The organism is Sphingomonas sp. 77B (genome assembly GCF_056497825.1).
Genome location: NZ_JBWMBY010000001.1, coordinates 66,632 through 86,205, shown reverse-complemented (window position 1 = coordinate 86,205; position 19,574 = coordinate 66,632). Strand labels below are relative to the sequence as shown.

The window sequence follows — 19,574 nt, the reverse complement described above, 5'->3', positions numbered from 1 at the left end:
TGGGGTCAGTCGCCCTTCTTCAGGTGACGACGGCCGAGCAGTTCGGCAATCTGCACCGCGTTCAGCGCCGCACCCTTGCGCAGGTTGTCCGACACGCACCATAGCGAAAGGCCGTTATCGACCGTCGAGTCCTCGCGCACGCGGCTGATGAAGGTCGCATAGTCACCGACGCATTCGACCGGGGTCACGTATCCGCCGTCCTCGCGCTTGTCGATCAGCATGACGCCGGGCGCCTCGCGCAGGATGTCCTGCGCTTCCTCGGCCGAGATCTCGTTCTCGAACTCGATGTTCAGCGCCTCGGAATGGCCGACGAACACGGGCACGCGCACGCAGGTCGCCGTCACCTTGACCTTGGGATCGAGGATCTTCTTGGTCTCGGCGACCATCTTCCACTCTTCCTTGGTCGAGCCGTCGTCCAGGAAGCTGTCGATGTGCGGGATCACGTTGAAGGCGATCTGCTTGGTGAACTTCTTGGGCTCGGCGGGGTCGCCGACGAAGATGTTGCGGCTCTGCTCGAACAGCTCGTCCATGCCCGCCTTGCCCGCGCCCGACACCGACTGATAGGTCGCGACGACGACGCGCTTGATCGTCGCCTTGTCGTGCAGCGGCTTGAGCGCCACGACCATCTGCGCGGTCGAGCAGTTCGGGTTGGCGATGATGTTCTTCGCCTTGTAGCCGTCGATCGCGTCCGGGTTCACCTCCGGCACGATCAGCGGCACGTCCGGGTCCATGCGATAGAGCGACGAATTGTCGATCACGACGCACCCGGCGGCGGCGAATTTGGGGGCATAGATTTTCGTCGCGTCCGATCCGATCGCGAACAGCGCCATGTCCCAGCCGGTGGGATCGAAATGCTCGATATTTTTGATGGTGAGCATCTTGCCCGTCTCACCATATTCGATCTGGTCGCCCTGGCTACGCGACGAGGCGACGACCGCCAGCTCGTCGATCGGAAATTCCCGCTCCGCCAGGATGTTGATCATTTCCCGGCCGACATTGCCCGTCGCCCCGGCGACCACCACGCGATAACCCATTCAACCCTCCACTCGGAAGCGTGAGCCGGTAGCGTCATTGCGCGGACGCGTCCACCAACTTTGCGAAAAGTGCGCGTTTGAGCGGACCAAGCGGGGGTTTGTCACGCCCCCGCCTGCCGCCTCATGCCGCATGATGAAGCGGAGGGGCGCCCATCCAGTCGGGCACGCCCTGCGGCCGGATCGCCGCCGCATCGATGCGTGGCGCGATGACCGCGAAGCGATCGCCCTCGACCATGACCTCGGCCGCCAGTGCCCGGCTGTTGTAGCAGGACGCCATGGACGCACCATAGGCCCCGACGTCGCGCAGGACCGCCAGGTCGCCCTCCTTCACCCGGTCGACCAACCGGCCCTTGGCGAACCGATCGCTGCTCTCGCACACGGGACCGACGACATGCGCGCGCATCGTCGCGCCGTTCGGGGCTACCGCCGCGAACTCATGCCAGGCGTCGTAGAGTGCGGGCCGGGTCAGGTCATTCATGCCCGCGTCGATCACGACGAAGGGGCATTCCTCGCCCGGCTTGATCCACAGCACGCGGGTCAGCAGCACCCCGGCATGGGCGGCGATATAGCGGCCCGGCTCGAACATCAGCGTCACGTCCCACTCGTGCGTCACCCGCGCGACCATGGCGGCATAGGCCATGACATCGCCGTCCGAACCGCCCTGGTAATCGACGCCCAGCCCGCCGCCGAGGTCGACATGGGTTACGACATGTCCGCGCGCCCGCAATGCCGCGATCAGCTCTCCAATCCGACGATAGGCGGCCTCCAGCGGCGCCAGGTCCATAATCTGGCTGCCGATATGCACCGCGACACCGTGCAGCGTCAGGCCGGGACGACCGGCAAGCCGGTCATAGATGCCGATCGCATCCGCCATCGGCACCCCGAACTTGCTGTCGCTGGTCCCGGTCGTGATCTTGGCATGGGTGCCCGCATCGACATCGGGATTGACCCGCAGCAGCGCGGTCGCGGCCAGCCCCAGGCGGACGGCGGTCGCCGCCAGCACCTCGCCTTCGCGCTCCCCCTCCAGATTGATATGGCCGACCCCGGCACGTAGCGCCCGTGCCAGTTCCTCCGGGGTCTTGCCGACGCCCGAATAGACGATGTCGCCCGCGCCGATGCCCGCAGCGAGCGCCGCGGTCAGTTCGCCGCCCGAGACGATATCGGCACCAAAGCCCTCGTCGCGCAGCACCGACAATACCGCCAGCGACGGGTTGGCCTTGACCGCAAAGGCCAGCGACTTGCGCGGGATGGGCGACAGCGCCTCGCGAAACCGACTTGCCGCCGCGCGAAGAGCGTTCGCCGAATAGACATAGGTCGGTGTGCCGACGCTTTGTGCGATCCGGGTCAGGGCGACACCCTCGGCATGGAGCGTGCCGCCGCGCAGGGCAAAGCCCGTGTCGCGGCTCATGACCGCCGCCCCCGGCGGATGCGCGCGGCATGGATGGCCTCGGCCGTGTACGGATGCCCGCGCCGCTCCGCGCGCACCGCCTGGACCAAATGCTTGCCGTTGAGCATCAGGACGACGCCGCCCAGCGCGACGAAGAACCAAAACAGCGCCAGCAGCGATTCCGAAGGCCCGGTCAGCGTCGCCGCCACCGCGCCCAGCGTCATCAGGCCGCCCAGCGACCGCCATGCCATGTCCCGCCCGCTCATGCCGCCATCTCCTCAACAGGATCGCCGATCACGCAGGTTGCCGCAGCGCGCATCTGAGCGCCGCACCGATGACAGACCAGGATGTCGGCGGGAAAATCACGCTCCTCGGCCAGGGCCTGGGCGGGGTCGATCCGCTCAAACACCAGCCCCATCGCGGCGTGGCGATGCCGTCTCGCCGCCGCACGCGCCCGGCCGATCAATGCGGGCGAGCCACCCAGCCCCCGGCCTTCGATCGCGGTGAAGCCCATCGCCCGCGCCTGCTCGGCGACGGCGATCAGGAAGCCGCCTGCGCCGCAATCGGCGTCGACGATCCGCACCGCGCAGCGATGCCGCTCGCGCAGGTCGCCAAGGGCCGCCTGGACGGCGGGCCAGCGAGGGTCGTGGCGGTATTTGCTCTCGATCTGCATGACCTGCCCTCCCCTTATGCCGCGCGCGACAGGACGGGGGCGTCGGCCGCCACCGGATCGAACGACACCAGCGGGGTCAGCGCCTTGTCCGCGACCGCGACGCTGGCATGGTAGATTTCGGCCTCCTCGACCGCATAGCGCATCGCGGCACCACGCGAGATGAAGCGCCCCTCCAGTTGGCCTGCGCTATCCTGCACCAGCCAGTGACCCGCGCGGTCCTGACCGACATAGATTAGCCGCGGCTGCGGGTCGGGGATAAGCCGCAGCTGCGGGTCGGGGATAAGCCGCGCCTGCGGGTCGGGTTCGATGGGAAAATCGGTACGCATGAACAGGGTACACCTTTGCCGAACGGGCATTCGATCGCCCGCCCGGATCAGCTACGCCTCGCCCCATAGGGTTTCGAGACTGATTTCCCGCTATCGCATAGTGCCCGCATAGTGTCGGTCATATCCGGCGCCAGCGGGCGCTGACCTGCACCTCGTCGAACAGGTGCTCGCCCAGGATCGCCAGCGCGCTGCCCAGGCTGGCAAAGAGAAAACCGCCGGTTGCCAATGCATAGCCCAACAGACCGGCGCGGCCGCCATGACCCGCCATCACGATCAGATGCGCGATCGCCCGCCAGGCGAGCACGCACAGCCCGACGCCCAGAAGGCGAAGCGCCAAGCCGTGCCGCCATGTCATGGTTCGTCCCGCCATATCCACCTCCTCCAACAGGCTGGCGGCTAGTCGCGGGACGCGTAGCAATGCGAGAGCGTTTTCCCGCTTTCGCATAGTGCTGACATAAATTTCGAGCCGGCAGCCTGCCGACAGTCCCGGCGGCCGATCGGGCCTTAATCGTGCGTGCTGGCCGCCCAGGTGGCGTGCGCGATGCCGTGGACCGACTGGAAATGGTCGGTGATGCGGTCCAGTTCGCCCGCCTCGACGATGGTGCTGGTCAGGGTGGCCTCGACCGTCACCTGGTCCTCGCCCAGTTCTTCCGTTTCCAGCTCGGCCACCGGAAGCCCGGCGCCTTCCAGATGCTCGACCAGCAGATCTCCGACCCGCCCGGCCTGCGCGGCGGTCGTCGTCAGGCTGACCGAATAGGTCGCCTCGACATGACGCCCCTCCACCGGAATGCGGTTGATCGCATCGACCAGCGGGCGAAGCGCGGTGTTGGCGAGCAGGACGACGCCGGTCAGCAGGATGGCCTCGGCCACCATGTCGCTACCCGCAATCGATCCAACCGCCGCCGAGCACCAGAGGGTCGCGGCGGTGTTCAACCCGCGCACATTCATCCCCTCCTTCATGATGACGCCCGCGCCCAGGAAGCCGATGCCCGATACGACATAGGCGATGATGCGGATCGACTCGACATCGCCGCCCAGCCGCTGGCCCAGATCGACGAACGCCGCCGCGCCGATCGCGACCAGCGCGTTGGTGCGCAGGCCCGCCGTGCGCTGGCGATATTGCCGCTCTGCCCCGATCACGGTGCCCAGCACGAAGGCGGTCAGATAGCTGACCAAGGTGTCGAGGAACGGCCAGAGGTGGAAGGTTTTGAGGAACGCCATGATCCGCCTTCTTCGTTCCTCCCCTGCAAGGGGAGGTGGCAGGGCGAAGCCCTGACGGAGGGGTGTCACCATCAGCGGCGACACCCCTCCACCAGCTTCGCTGGTCCCCCTCCCTTACAGGGGAGGAATGACGGGACTATTTCTTGATCGGCTTATCCTTCACCGTCCGGTCAAGGAATTTCAGGATCGTGTGCCACAGATGCTGGGACACGCCGGGCCCGCCGACGCGGTGCGTCTGGCCGGGATAGAGCATCATCTCGAACGGTGTGTCGGTCTTCTGCATCTCGGCGGCGAAGGCGGTCGAGTTGTCGAGGAAGACATTGTCGTCGGCCATGCCGTGGATCAGCATCAACGGATCGCGGATCTTCGGCGCGGCGGTGATCGCCTGGGCCTGAGCATAGCTTTGCGGATCGGTGCGCGGATCGCCCAGATAGCGCTCGGTATAATGGGTGTCGTAAAGCTGCCAGTCGGTGACGGGGGCGCCCGACACGGCGGCCGCGTACACGCCCGGCGTCTTCTCCAGCATCTTGAGCGACATATAGCCGCCATAGGACCAGCCATAGGTCGCGATCTTCGTCGGATCGACGAAGGGCAGCGTCTTCAGATAGTTCGCGCCTGCCAGCTGGTCGGCAACCTCGACGGTGCCCATCGCATGATAGATGGCATCCTCGAACGCCTTGCCGCGATTATAGGAGCCGCGATTGTCGATCTGGAAGAAGATCCAGCCCTGATCGACCAGATATTGCGGCAGCGCGCCCTGCCAGCCGCGCGTGACCTGCTGGCCGGTGCCGGGTCCGCCATAATGCTGGAAGAAGACGGGGTAGCGCTTGCCCGGCTCCATCTTGGGCGTAATCATTTCCCAATAGAGCGTCGTGCCGTCATCGGCCTTGATCGTGCCGAACTTCGTCTCGCGGTGGCCCGCCAGATAGGGGTAATAGGGATGCCCCGGCTTGATCGCATTCTCGTTGATCCAGTTGAGCCGCTGGCCGCTGGTGTCGGCCAGATAGATTTGCGTCGGCTGGCTGGGGCTGGAGCGCGAGACGATGAAGCGGCTGGCGGACTTATCCATCGATGCGCTGTTGGTATAGCCGCGCTCGGTCAGGCGGGTGATGACGTCCGGCTTGGCGATATCGACCGCATAGAGATGCTGTTCGAGCACATCGTCCTTCAGGCCGGTGAAATAGAGCCTTCCCCCAGTACCTTTGGCGCCCTCGTCGACGCCGACCAGGCCGGTCACGACCCAGGGCCCCTTGGTCAGTTGCGTCCACTGGCCGTTCGCGAAGCGGTAGAGATGGCCATAACCGTCGCGCTCCGACCGCCAGATCAGGCTGCCGTCCTTCAACGGCCGATAGGCGTCGGACAGGTTGAGCCAGCTCCGCTCGCCCGAACGCTCGGTGAACAGGACGCTCGACTTGCCGGTCTCGGGATCGACGCGCAGCATGTCGAGCGTCTTCTGATCGCGGCTTTCGCGCTGGACCAACAGGGTCTTGCCGTCGGGCGTCCAGTCGACGCGCGCCAGATAGATATCCGGGTTGCTGCCCAGGTCCACCTTCACCCGGCCCGACCCGTCCGGCTTCATGACATAGAGGTCGACCAGCGCATTGGGCGTGCCCGCCGCCGGATAGCGCTGTTCATAGACCTTGGTGCCCGCCGCACCGATGGCGGCGCGAACCGCGACCTTGACCGGGGCATCGTCGAAGCGCTCGACCGCGATATATCGTTCGTCGGGGCTCCACCAATATCCGGTGAAGCGGTGCATTTCCTCCTGCGCGACGAACTCGGCCTCGCCGAAATGCACGGTGCCGCCGCCCTCGGTGGTCAGCGCGCGCGCCTCGCCGCCCGCCAGCGGCATGGCGTAGAGATTCTGGTTGCGCACGAAGCTGACGAAGCTGCCCTTGGGGCTGACGATCGGGTTCAACTCGCCGCCGGGCGTGTTGGTCAGGCGACGAACCGCCCCGTCGAGGCTGGCAAGATACAGATCGCCGTCGAGCGGCACCAGGATCGACTTGCCGTCGGGCGCCCAGTCATAGGCGACGATGCCCTTCGACCCGCCGATGCGCGCACGCTCGCGCTGCATCTTCTCCGCCTCGGACAGTTCCGCGCCCGAGCCGACCTTCTTGGAATCGACCAGCATCCGCTCCGCCCCCGTCCGGGTGTCGCGCGCCCAGAGGTCGAGCCGCTCGCGCTCGTCGGCGCGGGGACGCAGTTCGGTCAGCAGCGTGCCGTCGGGCGAGAGGCGAAGACCGCGCGGCTGCGATCCCGACAGGTCGGGGCTGCCGAAGACGCGGTCGAGCGTCAGTTCCCCCGCCTTGGCCGGAGCCTCAGCGGCCATGGCCGACGCTCCCATCCCGCCCATGATCGACACCCCGACCGAAGCCAGCGCCAGACCCAGCACCCATTTGCGCATTCATACCACTCCAGACCTTGTCGTCGCCGGGTCCGACCCGGCTTATGGCGGGCGTTATCGCGAGGGTGCCGCGATCCCGCAAGCGCGATCGGCAACTGCGGCCCGCGACGCCTGTTTCCGATCATGACGCATCCGTTCCGGGTTTCGTAAACCCGGCATTAACGAAATTCGATTAGGCCACTCGTTCGGGTGCGGCGACCGAACGACGGTTCTGCCGCCCGTACCCGGCCCATTATCGGATCAGACATGGCGACGATTACCGCTTTGGACATTCAGGACGATCGACGCGGCGACATCCGTGCGATCCTGGCGCGATGGGGCAGCGCCGGGCATCCGCATGTCCAGTCGCTATTGATGCCGCATGTCCTGCTTCATGACCTGACCGATGCCGTCCATGCGGTGTGTGCGGTGCATGGCAATCATCCGTGCATGATCGATTACGCCATGGCGCGCGGCGTCCAGATCGAAACGCTGCCCTGGCTTATCCAGTCCTCCAACGCCTTTTCCCTCGAACGCGCTTTCCTGGCCAATCTGACATCGGCGGCGGGCCCGCTGCCCTCCACACCCGGCCAGGCGCAGACCGATGCGGCGCTGACCCAGCTTCGCCATACGTTGGAGATGCTCGCCAATTCGGATCGGCGGGGCTGTGCGACCGGCGCCGTCTCCGCGTTGATCCTCGACTGGCGGGCGATCCGCCAAGTGCTGGACCAGGCGGCGCGACGCTTCGACCTGCTGCCCGCCCCCGGCAACATGCCCGAGCCGCTGGGCGACGAGGAGGATGACGAATCGAGCATCGGCCTGGCGCGAGCACGCGGATTCGGCGCGACCCAGCTTCTGACCCAGCATCGCGGCCTGTGGGACCTGCTGGAGGCGCGGGCCAGCGCGCGGCGCGGCTGATGAAACATGCACGGCACTCGACTGATCGCGCGGATGTGTCGTTCGAACGCCCTAATAGCCCGTTAACTATGTTGAACAGTTGGGTATTTACGCGATCCCGATAGCTTCGGCGGAATGAGAGGCATGGTGTCCAAAGCTATAGCATCGCTCTGCGCCCTGACGGTCATTCCGGCGGCCGATGCGCGTTCGCTGCTCGACTATGTCGGGCAATGCGTTCCCTTCGCGCGCCAGGCCTCGGGCATCGCGATCTACGGCGATGCCTGGACCTGGTGGTCCAAGGCCGAGGGTAAGTATCCGCGTGGACGCACCCCCCGGGTCGGGGCCGTCGTCGTCTTCGAAAAGACCAGCCGCCTGCCGCTGGGGCATGTCGCGGTGGTCAGCCGCGTGGTCGAGGACCGCGTGCTGATGCTGACCCATGCCAACTGGTCGATCCAGAACGGCCAGCGCGGCCATGCCGAACAGGACGTGACGCTGTTCGACGTATCGCCCGGCAATGACTGGAGCGAGGTGAAGGTCTGGTTCCGCGACTCGGAAGGCCTGGGCAGCTCGACCTACCCCATTTACGGCTTCATCTATGGCAAGGGCCATGCCGCGCCCGAGCTGACCAGCGACAAACCCGATTATGTCGGCGCGCTGATCGACGCCTATGTCGCGCGCTGATCGCCAGAGCCGGGTCCGCTGACATAGACTGATCACCTCTCACGGGAGACGATCGATGATGTTGCTCGCGCTGTTGATGCTGTCCGCCGATCCCGGAACGCCGCCTTCGACCATGCCCAGCATCGGCCAGCCCCCAGAACGCTGTGTGAAGAAGGAGTCGCGGGTGAGCCAATCCGAGCCCGCCCCGCGCCTCCGCAAACTGAATGAAATGCCCGACGCCGAGCCACGATATGCCGTGGTTCGCGTGATGGATGGCTGCCCGGTCGCCGCCGTGGTCCGCACGAAAGCAAGGCGACCCTGACGTCGTTCCTCCCCTGCAAGGGGGGAAGGGATCAGCTCGCCAGAGGCCGATGGATCACACCGCCGGTCATCGCCTCCGGCACGCCGGTCGTGCCCGGAAAACTGATCGCCCGCTCGCCCAGCCGCCGCACCGCCATATAGGCGAAGCCTTGCGCCTCCAGTGCGTCGCCGTCCCAGCCCAGCGCATCGGTCGGGTCCGGCGTCAGTCCCGTGGCGGCGGCGATCATCGCCAGCATCGTGGAATTGTGCCGCCCGCCGCCCGCGACCAGGAGCCGCCGGGGCCGCTCGGGCAGATGATCGAGCGCCCGTGCCACCGTCTGCGCGGTAAAGGCGGTCAGCGTCGCCGCCCCGTCCGCCGCGGACAGGCCCCTTGCGGGCTGGATGGTGAAGTCGTTGCGGTCGAGCGACTTGGGCGGCGCGAGGTCGAACCAGCCATTATCCATCATCGTGTCCAGCACGGTCGGCTCGACCCGCCCGCTTCCCGCCAGCGCGCCGTTCGCGTCATAGCGCTGCCCGGTCTCCGCCTCCATCCAGCTGTCGATCAGGCCGTTGGCGGGGCCGGTGTCGAAGGCCACCAGCGCGCCGTCACGGCCTATCCAGGTGATATTGGCAACCCCTCCCAGGTTGAGAATCGCGACCGGCTTCTCGAGATCGGCGGCAAGGGCGGCGTGATAGACGGGAATCAGCGGCGCCCCCTGCCCGCCCGCCGCGACATCCGCCGAGCGGAAGTCGGAGACGGTCACGATGCCGGTCGCATCCGCCAGCGCCTGTCCGTCGCCGATCTGCCAGGTCCAGCCGCGATCGGGGCGATGCGCGACCGTCTGGCCGTGAAAGCCGATCACGTCGACCGCCGCCGCCTCGACACCCGCATCGCGAAGCAGCTTCTGGACGACCATCGCATGGGTCCGCACGATCAGCTCGCCCGCCGCGACGATCGGCGGGCTGGCCCGCGGCCGGTCGAAGGTCAGCGCCAGCGCGGTCGCCTCGGCGAGTTCGGCACGCGCGCCGTCGGAATAGGGCTCGGTGCGAAAAGCGATAGGCCGGACCAGCGCCTCGCCATCGGTCTCGATCAGCGCCGCGTCCACGCCGTCCAGCGACGTTCCCGACATCAATCCGATCGCCAGCATCGCCCAGTAACCTTTTAACCCAGTTTCCCGTGCGTCATGCCGCGATCGCGGGCCCCTGTCGACCATATCGAACCCCGCATCTGGAAAAGCGTCGCATATTGGACTATGTGCGCGGCCATCCCATGGCAACCAAACTCCCCACTCCGCCGCGTGTCGGCATGGTCTCGCTCGGCTGTCCCAAGAATCTGGTCGACAGCGAACGCATCCTGACCCAGCTCCGCGCAGACGGCTATCAGATGTCGCCCGACTATGCCGGGGCGGACGTCGTGCTGGTCAACACCTGCGGCTTTCTCGACTCCGCCAAGGAGGAAAGCCTGGAGGCGATCGGCGAGGCGATCAAGGAAAATGGTCGCGTGATCGTGACGGGCTGCATGGGCAAGGAAGCCGAGGCGATCCGCACCCGCTTCCCCGACGTGCTCGCGATCACCGGCGCGCATGAATATGAGCAGGTGGTCGAGGCCGTGCACGCCGCCGCGCCCGCCAACCTGTCACCCTATATCGACCTGATCCCCGATGCGGGCCTGAAGCTGACGCCGCGTCACTACAGCTATCTGAAGATTTCGGAGGGCTGCAACCATCGGTGCAGCTTCTGCATCATCCCGTCGCTTCGCGGCGACCTGGTCAGCCGCCGCCCCGACGCCATCCTGCGCGAGGCGGAGAAGCTGGTCGCGGCGGGCACGCGCGAACTGCTGGTCATCAGTCAGGATACCTCGGCGTACGGCATCGACATCCGCCGCGAGCCGCGGATGTGGAAGGGGCAGGAGGTCGTGCCGCACATGACCGACCTCGCCCGCGAACTTGGCAAGATCGCGCCCTGGGTGCGCCTGCACTATGTCTATCCCTATCCGCATGTGGATCAGGTGATCCCGCTGATGGCGGAGGGGCTGGTGCTGCCCTATCTGGACATCCCGTTCCAGCATGCCGCGCCTTCGGTTCTCAAGCGGATGAAGCGCCCCGGTAACGACGCCAAGGTGCTGCAGCGCATCCACCAGTGGCGCGACATCTGCCCCGACATCGCGATCCGCTCGACCTTCGTCGTCGGTTTCCCCGGAGAAACCGAGGAGGATTTCGAATATCTGCTCGACTGGCTGGACGAAGCCCAGCTCGACCGCGTCGGCGCCTTCCGCTTCGAGCCGGTCGAAGGTGCCGCCGCCAACGCCCTGCCCGATCACGTCCCCGAGGAGGTGAAGGAAGAGCGTTACGCGCGGATCATGGAAAAGACCGCCGCCATCTCCGCCGCCAAGCTCGCCGCCAAGGTGGGCCGCACGCTGCCCGTCATCATCGACGCGGTAGACGAGGAAGGCGGCGCCACCGGCCGATCCCAGGCGGACGCGCCCGAGATCGACGGCGAGGTCTTCCTGCGCGATGCCGGGCATCTGTCGGTCGGCGACATCGTGAAGGTCGAGATCGAGGATGCCGACGAGCACGACCTGTACGGCGTTCCCGTCACAGGAAACGGATAAGCATCATCACGATCCCGGCCATCGACACCAGATAGGCCAGCGACCGCACGTAGCGGACGCCGAAGATATAGAGCGGCACATAGGCGACCCGCGCGAGGAACCACACCCACGCGCCGGTTGCCGCAATCCCGCCGCTCTGCCCGGTGACGGCCAGACCCAATGCCAGCGCGATGAAGATCGGCCAGGTTTCCCGGAAATTGGCCGAGGCGCGTTCGGCCCGACCGGCATAGCGTCCCAGCGGCGCGGGCGTCCCGTCACGCGCGCCCGCGTTCCAGCCGATGCCGCGGTCCAACGTCGCCATCTGCGACTGCAGCGCGATGTGCACGAACAGCAGGATGATCGACCAGCCGAGGATGGTCAGTTCGGTGGTCATGGCGCTTTTCCTCTACGATACCAGCCCGGCGAAGGCCGGGGTCCAGCTGCGCGCGGCTCCTAGGCGCGCGATGCCCTGTGCAACGCAAGGCATCGCAACTGGACCCCGGCCTCCGCCGGGCTGGGTCAAAAAAATACTTCCTCGCCGCCCTCCGTTCAGCCTGCGCGTAGTCGAAGGCCAAGGGATCCACTCTCCGTACGACCGTCGATCGAGCGTGGCGGATAGACGAGCGTGGCCTTCGACTTCGCTCAGGCTGAACGGAGGATGGGCGATATTTCAAAAGCCGCTGTAGCTCGGCGAAGTCGCACCCCACACCTGCATCACCCCGTTGCACCGTCCCCACAAACCTGCTTCCTTAAGTCCCATGAGATACCCCACTTTGCTGGCGGCGATCGCGCTGGTCGCCCCTGCCCCGCTGCTCGCCCAGGCGCTGACCCCGGCGGAAACCCGGAAGATCGACGCGCTGGTGACGAAGACGCTGGCCGATACCGGCGTCCCCTCCACCTCGATCGCGGTGGTGCGCGGCGGCAAGATCGTGCTCGCCAAAGCCTATGGCAAACAGTTCGAAGGGCAGACGGGACCGGCCGATCCCAAGCTGCCCTATCAGATCGCCTCGGTGTCCAAGCAGTTCACCGCCGCCGCGATCCTGCTGCTGGCCGACGAAGGCAAGCTGTCGCTCGACGACAAGGTTTCGAAATACATCCCCGGCATCACCGATGGCGACCAGATCACCATCCGCCAGTTGCTCAGTCATACCTCGGGCCTGCGCGACTATTGGCCGCAGGATTACAGCTTCAAGGCGATGGCGACGCCGACCACGCCGCAGGGCATCGTCGACCGCTGGGCCAAGGCGCCGCTGGACTTCAAGCCCGGCACCCAGTGGCAATATTCCAATACCGGCTATGTCGTGGCAGGCATGATCGTCGAAAAGGTGTCGGGCCAGCCGCTGCTCCGGTTCCTTCAGACCCATGTCTTCCAGCCGCTCGGCATTCGCGCGCTGGATCAGGACAAGGCCATCGGTCCCGGCTTTCCGCAAGGGTATCTGCGCCACGCGCTCGGCCCCGTGCGGGTCGAAAAGCCCGCTGCCCCCGGCTGGCTCTATGCGGCGGGCGAGCTGTCCATGTCGGCCGAGGATCTGGCCAAATGGGATATCGCGCGGATGAACCGCACGCTGCTTCCGGCCAAGGACTGGGCCGAGCAGGAAACGCCGGTGAACCTGACCGATGGCTCCAGCACCGGCTATGGCCTGGGCGTCGGAATCGCGGTCACCGATGGACGCCGCATGGTCGAGCATAGCGGCGAGGCGGTAGGCTTCCTCACCGAGAACATCGTCTATCCGGAAGACAAGGCCGCGATCGTGGTCGAGGTCAATGCCTGGTTCGCTGATGCGCAGAACCGGATCGCCAAGGGTATCGCGGACATCATCCTGCCTTCATCCAAGACGGGCGACGCCGACACGGCCGCACTCGACCGGACCAAGGCCGTCTATGCGCAGTTGCAGGCGGGCCAGCTCGACCGTTCGCTGCTGACCGAGGATGCGGCCTATTACTTCACCCCGACGACGCTTGCCGACTATCGGAACAGCCTGTCGCCGCTGGGCACGCCGACCAGGATCGAGCAGGCAGGCCGGACGCGGCTGCGCGGCGGTTTCGTCAACCGCAACTACCGCGTGACCTATCCCAACCGGAGCTTGCGGATCAGCACCTATGCCGAGCCCGGCAGCAACGGAAAGATCGAACAATTCCTCGTGAGCCCCGCCGAATGATCGACTTCGCCCCCCTGCTCCAACCCGATCGCGGCCAGCCCGCACGGACGATCACGCTGCTGACTGCCGAGGGCTTTACCGATTGGCTTGCACGCCAGTCGGCGGCCACCCGTGCACTGGCGACGGCGCAGCGCTTCACCGCGAAGCCGGACACGCATTTGCTGGTACCGCATGACGGCGAGGTGGCGGTGGTCGCGGGCGTCGCCAGGGCCGACAGTCCCTGGGCGCTCGCCAGGCTGGCCGAAGCGCTGCCCGAGGGCCATTACCGGCTCGACGGTGCGGAGGTCGGCGCCAACGCGCTCGGCTGGCTGCTTGGCCAGTATCGCTTCACCCGCTATCGCAAGGGTGAAGACACCGGCGCGCGCGTGCTGCTGACCCGCGACGTCGCGTACCGGGAGGAGGTGATCCGCCTCGCCGCCGCGACCGCGCAGGTTCGCGATCTGGTCAATACGGGTGCTGGCGATCTCGGCCCGGCGGAACTGGAAGCGGAGGCCGAAACCCTCGCGCGCACCCATCATGCGCAATTGACGGTGACCGGCGGCGATGCGCTGGCCCGCGACTATCCGATGATCCATGCGGTCGGCCAGGCCGCCACGCGCGAGCGGGCACCCCGGCTGATCGAATTGCACTGGGGCGATCCCGCCCATCCGCGCATCGCCATCGTCGGCAAGGGCGTATGCTTCGACACGGGCGGCCTCGACATCAAGCCGTCGGCGGGCATGCGGCTGATGAAAAAGGACATGGGCGGCGCGGCGCATGCGCTGGCGCTGGCGAGCCTGGTCATGGCGGCGGAGTTGCCGGTGCGGCTGCACCTGCTGATCCCGGCGGTCGAGAATGCGGTGTCGGGCGCATCCTTCCGCCCCGGCGACGTGCTGAAGACGCGCAAAGGCCTGACGGTCGAGAACACCAATACCGATGCCGAAGGCCGGTTGATCCTTGGCGATGCGCTGACCCGCGCGGGCGAGGAGAAGCCCGAACTGATCCTCGACTTCGCCACGCTGACCGGCGCAGCGCGCGTGGCACTCGGCCCCGATCTGCCGCCGCTGTTCACCGATGACGAGGCGCTGGCGGCGGACCTGCTGGCGGCGGCTTCGACCGAGGACGATCCCGTGTGGCGGATGCCGCTCTGGGACGGTTATGACGAGATGCTCAAGTCGGACATCGCCGACATGGTCAATGCGCCCGATGGCGGCTTTGCGGGCGCGATCACGGCGGCGTTGTTCCTGCGGCGTTTCGTGCCGAAGGACACGGCCTGGGCGCATCTGGACGTGTTCGCTTGGCGGCCTTCGAGCAAGCCGGGGCGGCCCAAGGGGGGGGATGCCTATGCCCTTCGCGCGGCGTATGCGATGTTGAAGGGGCGGTATTTCAGGGCCTGAGGCGAGGTCTCAGCATGGCCTTCGACTACGCTCAGGCTGAACGGGGGGTGGGAATTATACCCTACAGCCGTTCACGCTGAGCGAAGTCGAAGCGCACGCCCCGACCTCGCCCCAAGATCACAACCCCGCCGCCGCCTCGATGATCGGCACGAACTTCGCGGCGGTCAGGCTGGCCCCGCCGACCAGCGCGCCGTCGACATTCTCGACCGCCAGCAGCGTCGCGGCATTCTCCCCCGTCACCGAACCGCCGTACAAAATCCGTACCCCATCCGCCGCATCGCCGATCAGCATCCGCAGCTTGGCGCGGGCGATCGCGTGGATGCTGGCGATCTCGTCCACCGTCGGTGTCCGCCCCGTCCCGATCGCCCAGCGCGGTTCATAGGCGAGCGTGAACCAGCTGCCGTCCGCATTGTCGGGCACCGACTTCTCGATCTGCGCCTGCACCACCCGCTCGGCGCGGCCCGCATTGCGTTCCGCCTCGGTCTCGCCGCAGCACAGGATGACGTTCAGCCCCTGGCGATGCGCCGCCGCCGCCTTGGCCCAGGCGTCCTGGCTGGTTTCGCCCTGGTCCGCGCGGCGTTCGGAGTGTCCGACGATGGTGAAGCTGGCCCCCGCTTCCTTCACCATGCCCGCCGAGACACAGCCGGTATGCGCGCCCGAATCATTCTCGTGGACGTCCTCCGCCCCGATAGCGAGGCCGGGGGCGTGGTCGGCGGCGGGGGCGATCAGGGTAAAGGGCACCGCGACCGCCACATCGACGTTCGGCGCAGCCTCCGCCGCCTTAGCGATGGCATCCAGCTCGGCCAGCGCCGCGCGCGAGCCGTTCATTTTCCAGTTGCCCGCCACCAATTTGCGCCGTGCCATATCAGGCTCCCCGATGAGTCGCATGTTATACGTGTTCAACACCGATAGCGGATCGTGGGTTTCGCACAAGCTTGATGCCGAGCCACCTCGCCCCTAAAGCGGAACACGTTTTTGTCTTTGCCGATCGGTCGTCCATGCTCAGCTTCTTTCGCCGGATCATCAATTCCAAGGCCGGCGTCGTCGTGACCTTCATCGTGCTTGGCGTGATCGCGATCGCGTTCGCGGCCGGTGACGTCACCAATATCGCGGGCATGGCGGGCGGCCTGACCGGCGCCGACGTGGCCAAGGTCGGCGACGCGAAAGTGACCGTCAACGACCTGCGCACCGCCGCGCAGAACGAGGTTGCGGCCTATCGCCAGGAACAGCCGGGCCTCGACATGGCGCAGTTCATCGCGGCGGGCGGGTTTGAGGGCGTGCTCCAGCGCGAGATTACCGGCCTGGCCCTGGAACAGTTCGGCAAGCAGCAGGGCATGGTCGTCTCGCGCCGTCTGGTCGACGGCCAGATTGCTTCGATCCCGGCGTTTCGCGGCCCCAACGGCCAGTTCGATCCGGCGCTCTACCAGCAGCTTCTGGCACAGCGGAAGATGACGGATGCGCAGGTCCGCACCGATATCGAGCGCTCGACCTTCGCGCAGCAGCTGACCATCCCGACCATCGGCGCGACGCAGTTCGCGATGCAGATGGCCCTGCCCTACGCCTCGCTGCTACTCGAAAAGCGGCAGGGCGAGGTCGGCTATATCCCGACCCGCCTGGTGCCCGCAGGCCCCGCGCCCAGCGACGCCGACGTCCAGACCTTCTACACCCGCAACATCCAGCGCTACACGCTGCCGGAGCGTCGGGTCGTCCGCTATGCGGTCGTCAACCCCGCCGCCGTCGCCGCCCAGTCGGTGCCGAGTGACGCGGAGATCGCGCGCTATTATCAGAGCAACCAATCGCGCTACGCCGCCACCCAGAAGCGGGACGTGACCCAGGTGATCGTCGCCGATCAGGCTGGCGCCAATGCGCTGGCGGCCAAGGCCAAGGGCGGCACCTCGCTGGCCGATGCCGCGCGCGCCGCCGGGCTCGAGGCGTCGGTGCAGAAGGGCGTCGACAAGGCCGCCTATGCGACGCAGAGCTCGGCCGCTGTCGCCGATGCGGTGTTCGGTGCTGCGCAAGGCGCGGTCGTCGGTCCGGTTCGCGGGACGCTGGGCTTCGTGGTCGCGAAGGTCGATGCGATCACCCAGGTTCCCGGCAAGACGCTGGCCCAGGCGCGGCCCGAAATCGTCGCCGAACTGACCAAGCAGAAGCAGGCCGCCGCGCTTGGCGAGATGCGCAATGCGATTGAGGACTCGCTGTCGGGCAACGCCACGTTCGACGAGGTGGTTGCCGACCGCAAGCTGAAGGCGGAGACGACCCCGGCCGTCACCGCGCAGGGCGCCGCGCCCGAGGCACCCGCCTTCCAGCCGACGCCGGAACAGCGCGCGATGATTACGGCCGCCTTCACCGCCGAGGACGGCGACGCGCCGCAGATCGTGCCGATCGGCCAGGATGGTGGCTTCGCGGTCGTCGGCGTCGGCCAGATCCAGCGTTCCGCCCCGCGTCCGCTGGCGCAGGTCCGTAGCCTGGTCCTCGCCGACCTGACCGCCGACCGTGAACGCGCCGCCGCCCGCAAGCTGGCCAATGCCGTGCTCGCCAAGGTGAACAAGGGCATGCCGATGGCGCAGGCACTGAAGGAAACCGGGCTGGCGGTGCCGCCGGTTCGCCCGATCGCCGCGTCGCGCCGCGATCTGGCCGCCGCGCAGAACACGCCCGCCGCCGCGCCGCTCGCGCTGCTGTTCTCGATGCCGCAGAACAAGGCGCGGACGCTGGCCGCGCCGCAGAACGAAGGCTGGTACATCATCCGCGTGACCAAGATCGAACCGGGCAACGCAACCGGCAACGACGCCGCGATCCGCGCCGCTCGCGGCGATATCGGTCGCCTGATCGGCCGCGAATATGTCTCGGAATTCGCACGCGCGGTTCGCGACACGGTCGTCGTCAAGACCGACCCCAAGGCGATTGCCAAGGTCCGCTCGGAGCTGCTGAACAATGGGAGCAACTGAGCGCAGCGCGGCTGAGCGGCTGGCGGACGGCCAGCCGCAGCTGATCTGGCGTCGCCAGATCGCCGACACCGAAACGCCGGTCGCCGCCGCGCTGAAGCTGATCGAGCCGGGGCGTGGCGACTTCCTGCTCGAATCGGTCGAGGGCGGCGCGACGCGCGGGCGCTACAGCCTGATCGGCCTTGCCCCCGATCTCGTCTTCCGCGCCGATGGTCACGCCGCCGCGATCAATCGCCAGTGGGCCACGAACCGCGACGCGTTCGAGCCGTGCGCCTTGCCCACGCTGGCGGCTTTGCGCACCCTGGTCGCCGAATGCCGCGCCGACGTGCCCGAAGGTCTGCCGTCGGCGCTCGCCTGCCTGGTCGGCTATTTCGGTTACGAGACGGTGGGGCTGGTCGAGACTTTGCCCCAGCCGGAGGTCGATCCGCTCGGCTTGCCCGACATGATCTTCGTGCGGCCGACGATGGTCCTGGTGTTCGACCGGCTGGCCGATGCGCTCTATCTTGTCGCGCCCGTCTGGCCCGATGCGTCGCGCGACGCCGCCCGGATGATCGCCGAAGCGGAGGATCGGCTGGACGCCACCGCCGCGCGCCTCGCCACCGCGACCCTGCCCGCGCCCGTACGCGCCGAGCTGCCCGAACCCGCCTATGAGCCTGCCCTCGCCCCCGGCCGCTATGCCGAGATGCTGGCACGGGCGAAGGACTATATCGTGGCGGGCGACATCTTTCAGGTCGTGCTGGCGCAGCGTTTCTCCGCACCGTTCACGCTACCGCCGTTCGAGCTGTATCGCAGCCTGCGTCGGATCAACCCGTCGCCTTTCCTCTATCACCTCGACCTGCCGGGCTTTTCCCTGATCGGCTCGAGCCCCGAGATCCTGGTCCGCGTCCGCAATGACGAAGTGACGATCCGCCCGATCGCGGGCACGCGCCCGCGCGGCAAGACGCGGGCGGAGGACGCCGCCAACCGCGACAGCCTGCTCGCCGATCCGAAGGAACGCGCCGAGCATCTGATGTTGCTCGACCTCGGCCGCAACGATGTCGGCCGGGCCGCCACCGCGGGCAGCGTGCGCGTGACGGACAGCTATACGGTCGAGTTCTACAGCCACGTCATGCACATCGTCTCCAACGTCGTCGGGCGGCTTGGCGAAGACAAGGACGCGCTCGACGCGCTGTTCGCCGGGTTTCCGGCGGGAACCGTCAGCGGCGCGCCCAAGGTCCGTGCCTGCCAGATCATCGCCGAACTGGAGCCGGAACGGCGCGGTGCCTATGCGGGCGGCGTCGGCTATTTCTCGCCCGATGGCTCGATGGATTCCTGCATCGTGTTGCGCACGGCGGTGGTCAAGGACGGCACCATCCATGTCCAGGCGGGCGCGGGCATCGTCGCCGACAGCGACCCGGCCTATGAGCAGCGCGAATGCGAAGCCAAGGCCGGCGCGATGCTCGCCGCCGCGCGGGATGCGGTGGCTAGAGCGGGCGAAGGCGGCTTCGGGCAGTAGATCGAGGCTCATGGGCCGCCATCGCTCTCCCAACAGCCAATCCCTCCGTTCAGCCTGAGCGAAGTCGAAGGCCACGCTCAGGTTGGGGCCGCTTACGCATTTTGGGAGGGTTTCCCTTGGCCTTCGAC

General features: G+C 67.1%; 19 protein-coding genes. 8 read left to right on the top strand and 11 right to left on the bottom strand.

The window, feature by feature from the left end; genetic code table 11:
• Nucleotides 1-5 precede the first annotated feature (5 nt).
• The 8 genes from AC1GI4_RS00435 to AC1GI4_RS00400 all read right to left on the bottom strand — a co-directional run bounded on the left by AC1GI4_RS00435 (nt 6) and on the right by AC1GI4_RS00400 (nt 7,048).
• Nucleotides 6-1,034 carry an aspartate-semialdehyde dehydrogenase gene (locus AC1GI4_RS00435; RefSeq protein ID WP_294275415.1) on the bottom strand — a complete coding sequence of 343 codons (1,029 nt, stop codon included), beginning with the start codon at nt 1,032-1,034 and terminating at the stop codon, nt 6-8.
• 121 nt (nt 1,035-1,155) lie between these two features.
• Nucleotides 1,156-2,442 (bottom strand): diaminopimelate decarboxylase, encoded by a 1,287-nt coding sequence (gene lysA, locus AC1GI4_RS00430; protein ID WP_479628145.1) that lies wholly within the window; start codon nt 2,440-2,442, stop codon nt 1,156-1,158.
• A complete protein-coding gene (locus tag AC1GI4_RS00425; protein ID WP_433910330.1) occupies nt 2,439-2,687 on the bottom strand; it encodes a hypothetical protein in 249 nt (82 codons plus the stop codon). Before AC1GI4_RS00425 ends, lysA begins: the two co-directional genes overlap by 4 nt.
• Complete coding sequence (locus tag AC1GI4_RS00420; RefSeq protein ID WP_479628144.1) at nt 2,684-3,094, bottom strand: SAM-dependent methyltransferase; 411 nt, start codon at nt 3,092-3,094, stop codon at nt 2,684-2,686. The genes AC1GI4_RS00425 and AC1GI4_RS00420 overlap by 4 nt, the downstream gene beginning before the upstream one ends.
• 14 nt (nt 3,095-3,108) lie before the next feature.
• Nucleotides 3,109-3,420: a hypothetical protein gene (locus AC1GI4_RS00415; protein ID WP_479628143.1), complete on the bottom strand. Its 312-nt coding sequence runs from the start codon at nt 3,418-3,420 to the stop codon at nt 3,109-3,111.
• A 118-nt stretch (nt 3,421-3,538) separates the two neighbouring features.
• Complete coding sequence (locus AC1GI4_RS00410) at nt 3,539-3,790, bottom strand: hypothetical protein (RefSeq protein ID WP_294275410.1); 252 nt, start codon at nt 3,788-3,790, stop codon at nt 3,539-3,541.
• Between the two features lie 134 nt (nt 3,791-3,924).
• Complete coding sequence (locus AC1GI4_RS00405) at nt 3,925-4,641, bottom strand: MgtC/SapB family protein (protein ID WP_294275409.1); 717 nt, start codon at nt 4,639-4,641, stop codon at nt 3,925-3,927.
• 136 nt (nt 4,642-4,777) lie between these two features.
• Nucleotides 4,778-7,048: a S9 family peptidase gene (locus tag AC1GI4_RS00400; protein ID WP_479628142.1), complete on the bottom strand. Its 2,271-nt coding sequence runs from the start codon at nt 7,046-7,048 to the stop codon at nt 4,778-4,780.
• Between the two features lie 246 nt (nt 7,049-7,294).
• On the opposite strand from AC1GI4_RS00400, the gene AC1GI4_RS00395 reads away from it, so the two are divergent.
• The 3 genes from AC1GI4_RS00395 (at nt 7,295) to AC1GI4_RS00385 (ending at nt 8,906) form a co-directional block, all read left to right on the top strand.
• On the top strand, nt 7,295-7,945 hold the full coding sequence (locus AC1GI4_RS00395; protein ID WP_294275408.1) for a DUF6975 family protein: 651 nt from the start codon (nt 7,295-7,297) through the stop codon (nt 7,943-7,945).
• 114 nt (nt 7,946-8,059) lie between these two features.
• Nucleotides 8,060-8,605: a CHAP domain-containing protein gene (locus AC1GI4_RS00390; RefSeq protein ID WP_294275407.1), complete on the top strand. Its 546-nt coding sequence runs from the start codon at nt 8,060-8,062 to the stop codon at nt 8,603-8,605.
• Between the two features lie 55 nt (nt 8,606-8,660).
• Nucleotides 8,661-8,906 (top strand): hypothetical protein, encoded by a 246-nt coding sequence (locus AC1GI4_RS00385; protein WP_294275406.1) that lies wholly within the window; start codon nt 8,661-8,663, stop codon nt 8,904-8,906.
• Nucleotides 8,907-8,937: 31 nt separating this feature from the next.
• Here AC1GI4_RS00385 and AC1GI4_RS00380 read toward each other — a convergent pair whose 3' ends face one another.
• Nucleotides 8,938-10,032, bottom strand: a complete 1,095-nt coding sequence (locus AC1GI4_RS00380) for an anhydro-N-acetylmuramic acid kinase (RefSeq protein ID WP_479628141.1) — start codon at nt 10,030-10,032, stop codon at nt 8,938-8,940.
• A 122-nt stretch (nt 10,033-10,154) separates the two neighbouring features.
• On the opposite strand from AC1GI4_RS00380, the gene rimO reads away from it, so the two are divergent.
• Nucleotides 10,155-11,495 (top strand): 30S ribosomal protein S12 methylthiotransferase RimO, encoded by a 1,341-nt coding sequence (rimO, locus tag AC1GI4_RS00375; protein WP_294275404.1) that lies wholly within the window; start codon nt 10,155-10,157, stop codon nt 11,493-11,495.
• Here rimO and AC1GI4_RS00370 read toward each other — a convergent pair.
• On the bottom strand, nt 11,479-11,868 hold the full coding sequence (locus AC1GI4_RS00370; protein ID WP_294275403.1) for an MAPEG family protein: 390 nt from the start codon (nt 11,866-11,868) through the stop codon (nt 11,479-11,481). The genes rimO and AC1GI4_RS00370 overlap by 17 nt on opposite strands.
• A 364-nt stretch (nt 11,869-12,232) precedes the next feature.
• Between AC1GI4_RS00370 and AC1GI4_RS00365 the strand changes: the two genes are divergently transcribed.
• Both AC1GI4_RS00365 and AC1GI4_RS00360 read left to right on the top strand, forming a co-directional pair.
• On the top strand, nt 12,233-13,633 hold the full coding sequence (locus AC1GI4_RS00365; protein ID WP_479628140.1) for a serine hydrolase domain-containing protein: 1,401 nt from the start codon (nt 12,233-12,235) through the stop codon (nt 13,631-13,633).
• On the top strand, nt 13,630-15,009 hold the full coding sequence (locus AC1GI4_RS00360; protein WP_479628139.1) for a leucyl aminopeptidase family protein: 1,380 nt from the start codon (nt 13,630-13,632) through the stop codon (nt 15,007-15,009). Before AC1GI4_RS00365 ends, AC1GI4_RS00360 begins: the two co-directional genes overlap by 4 nt.
• Nucleotides 15,010-15,126: 117 nt before the next feature.
• Here the strand turns inward: AC1GI4_RS00360 and tpiA are convergent, their stop codons facing one another.
• Nucleotides 15,127-15,873 (bottom strand): triose-phosphate isomerase, encoded by a 747-nt coding sequence (gene tpiA, locus AC1GI4_RS00355; protein WP_479628138.1) that lies wholly within the window; start codon nt 15,871-15,873, stop codon nt 15,127-15,129.
• A 134-nt stretch (nt 15,874-16,007) separates the two neighbouring features.
• Here tpiA and AC1GI4_RS00350 point away from each other — a divergent pair, with 134 nt between their 5' ends.
• Together AC1GI4_RS00350 and trpE are read left to right on the top strand one after the other, a co-directional pair.
• Nucleotides 16,008-17,954, top strand: coding sequence for a peptidylprolyl isomerase (locus tag AC1GI4_RS00350; protein WP_294275399.1), 1,947 nt, complete (start codon nt 16,008-16,010; stop codon nt 17,952-17,954).
• A complete protein-coding gene (gene trpE, locus AC1GI4_RS00345; protein WP_479628137.1) occupies nt 17,941-19,446 on the top strand; it encodes an anthranilate synthase component I in 1,506 nt (501 codons plus the stop codon). The genes AC1GI4_RS00350 and trpE overlap by 14 nt, the downstream gene beginning before the upstream one ends.
• The last annotated feature ends 128 nt before the right edge of the window (nt 19,447-19,574 follow it).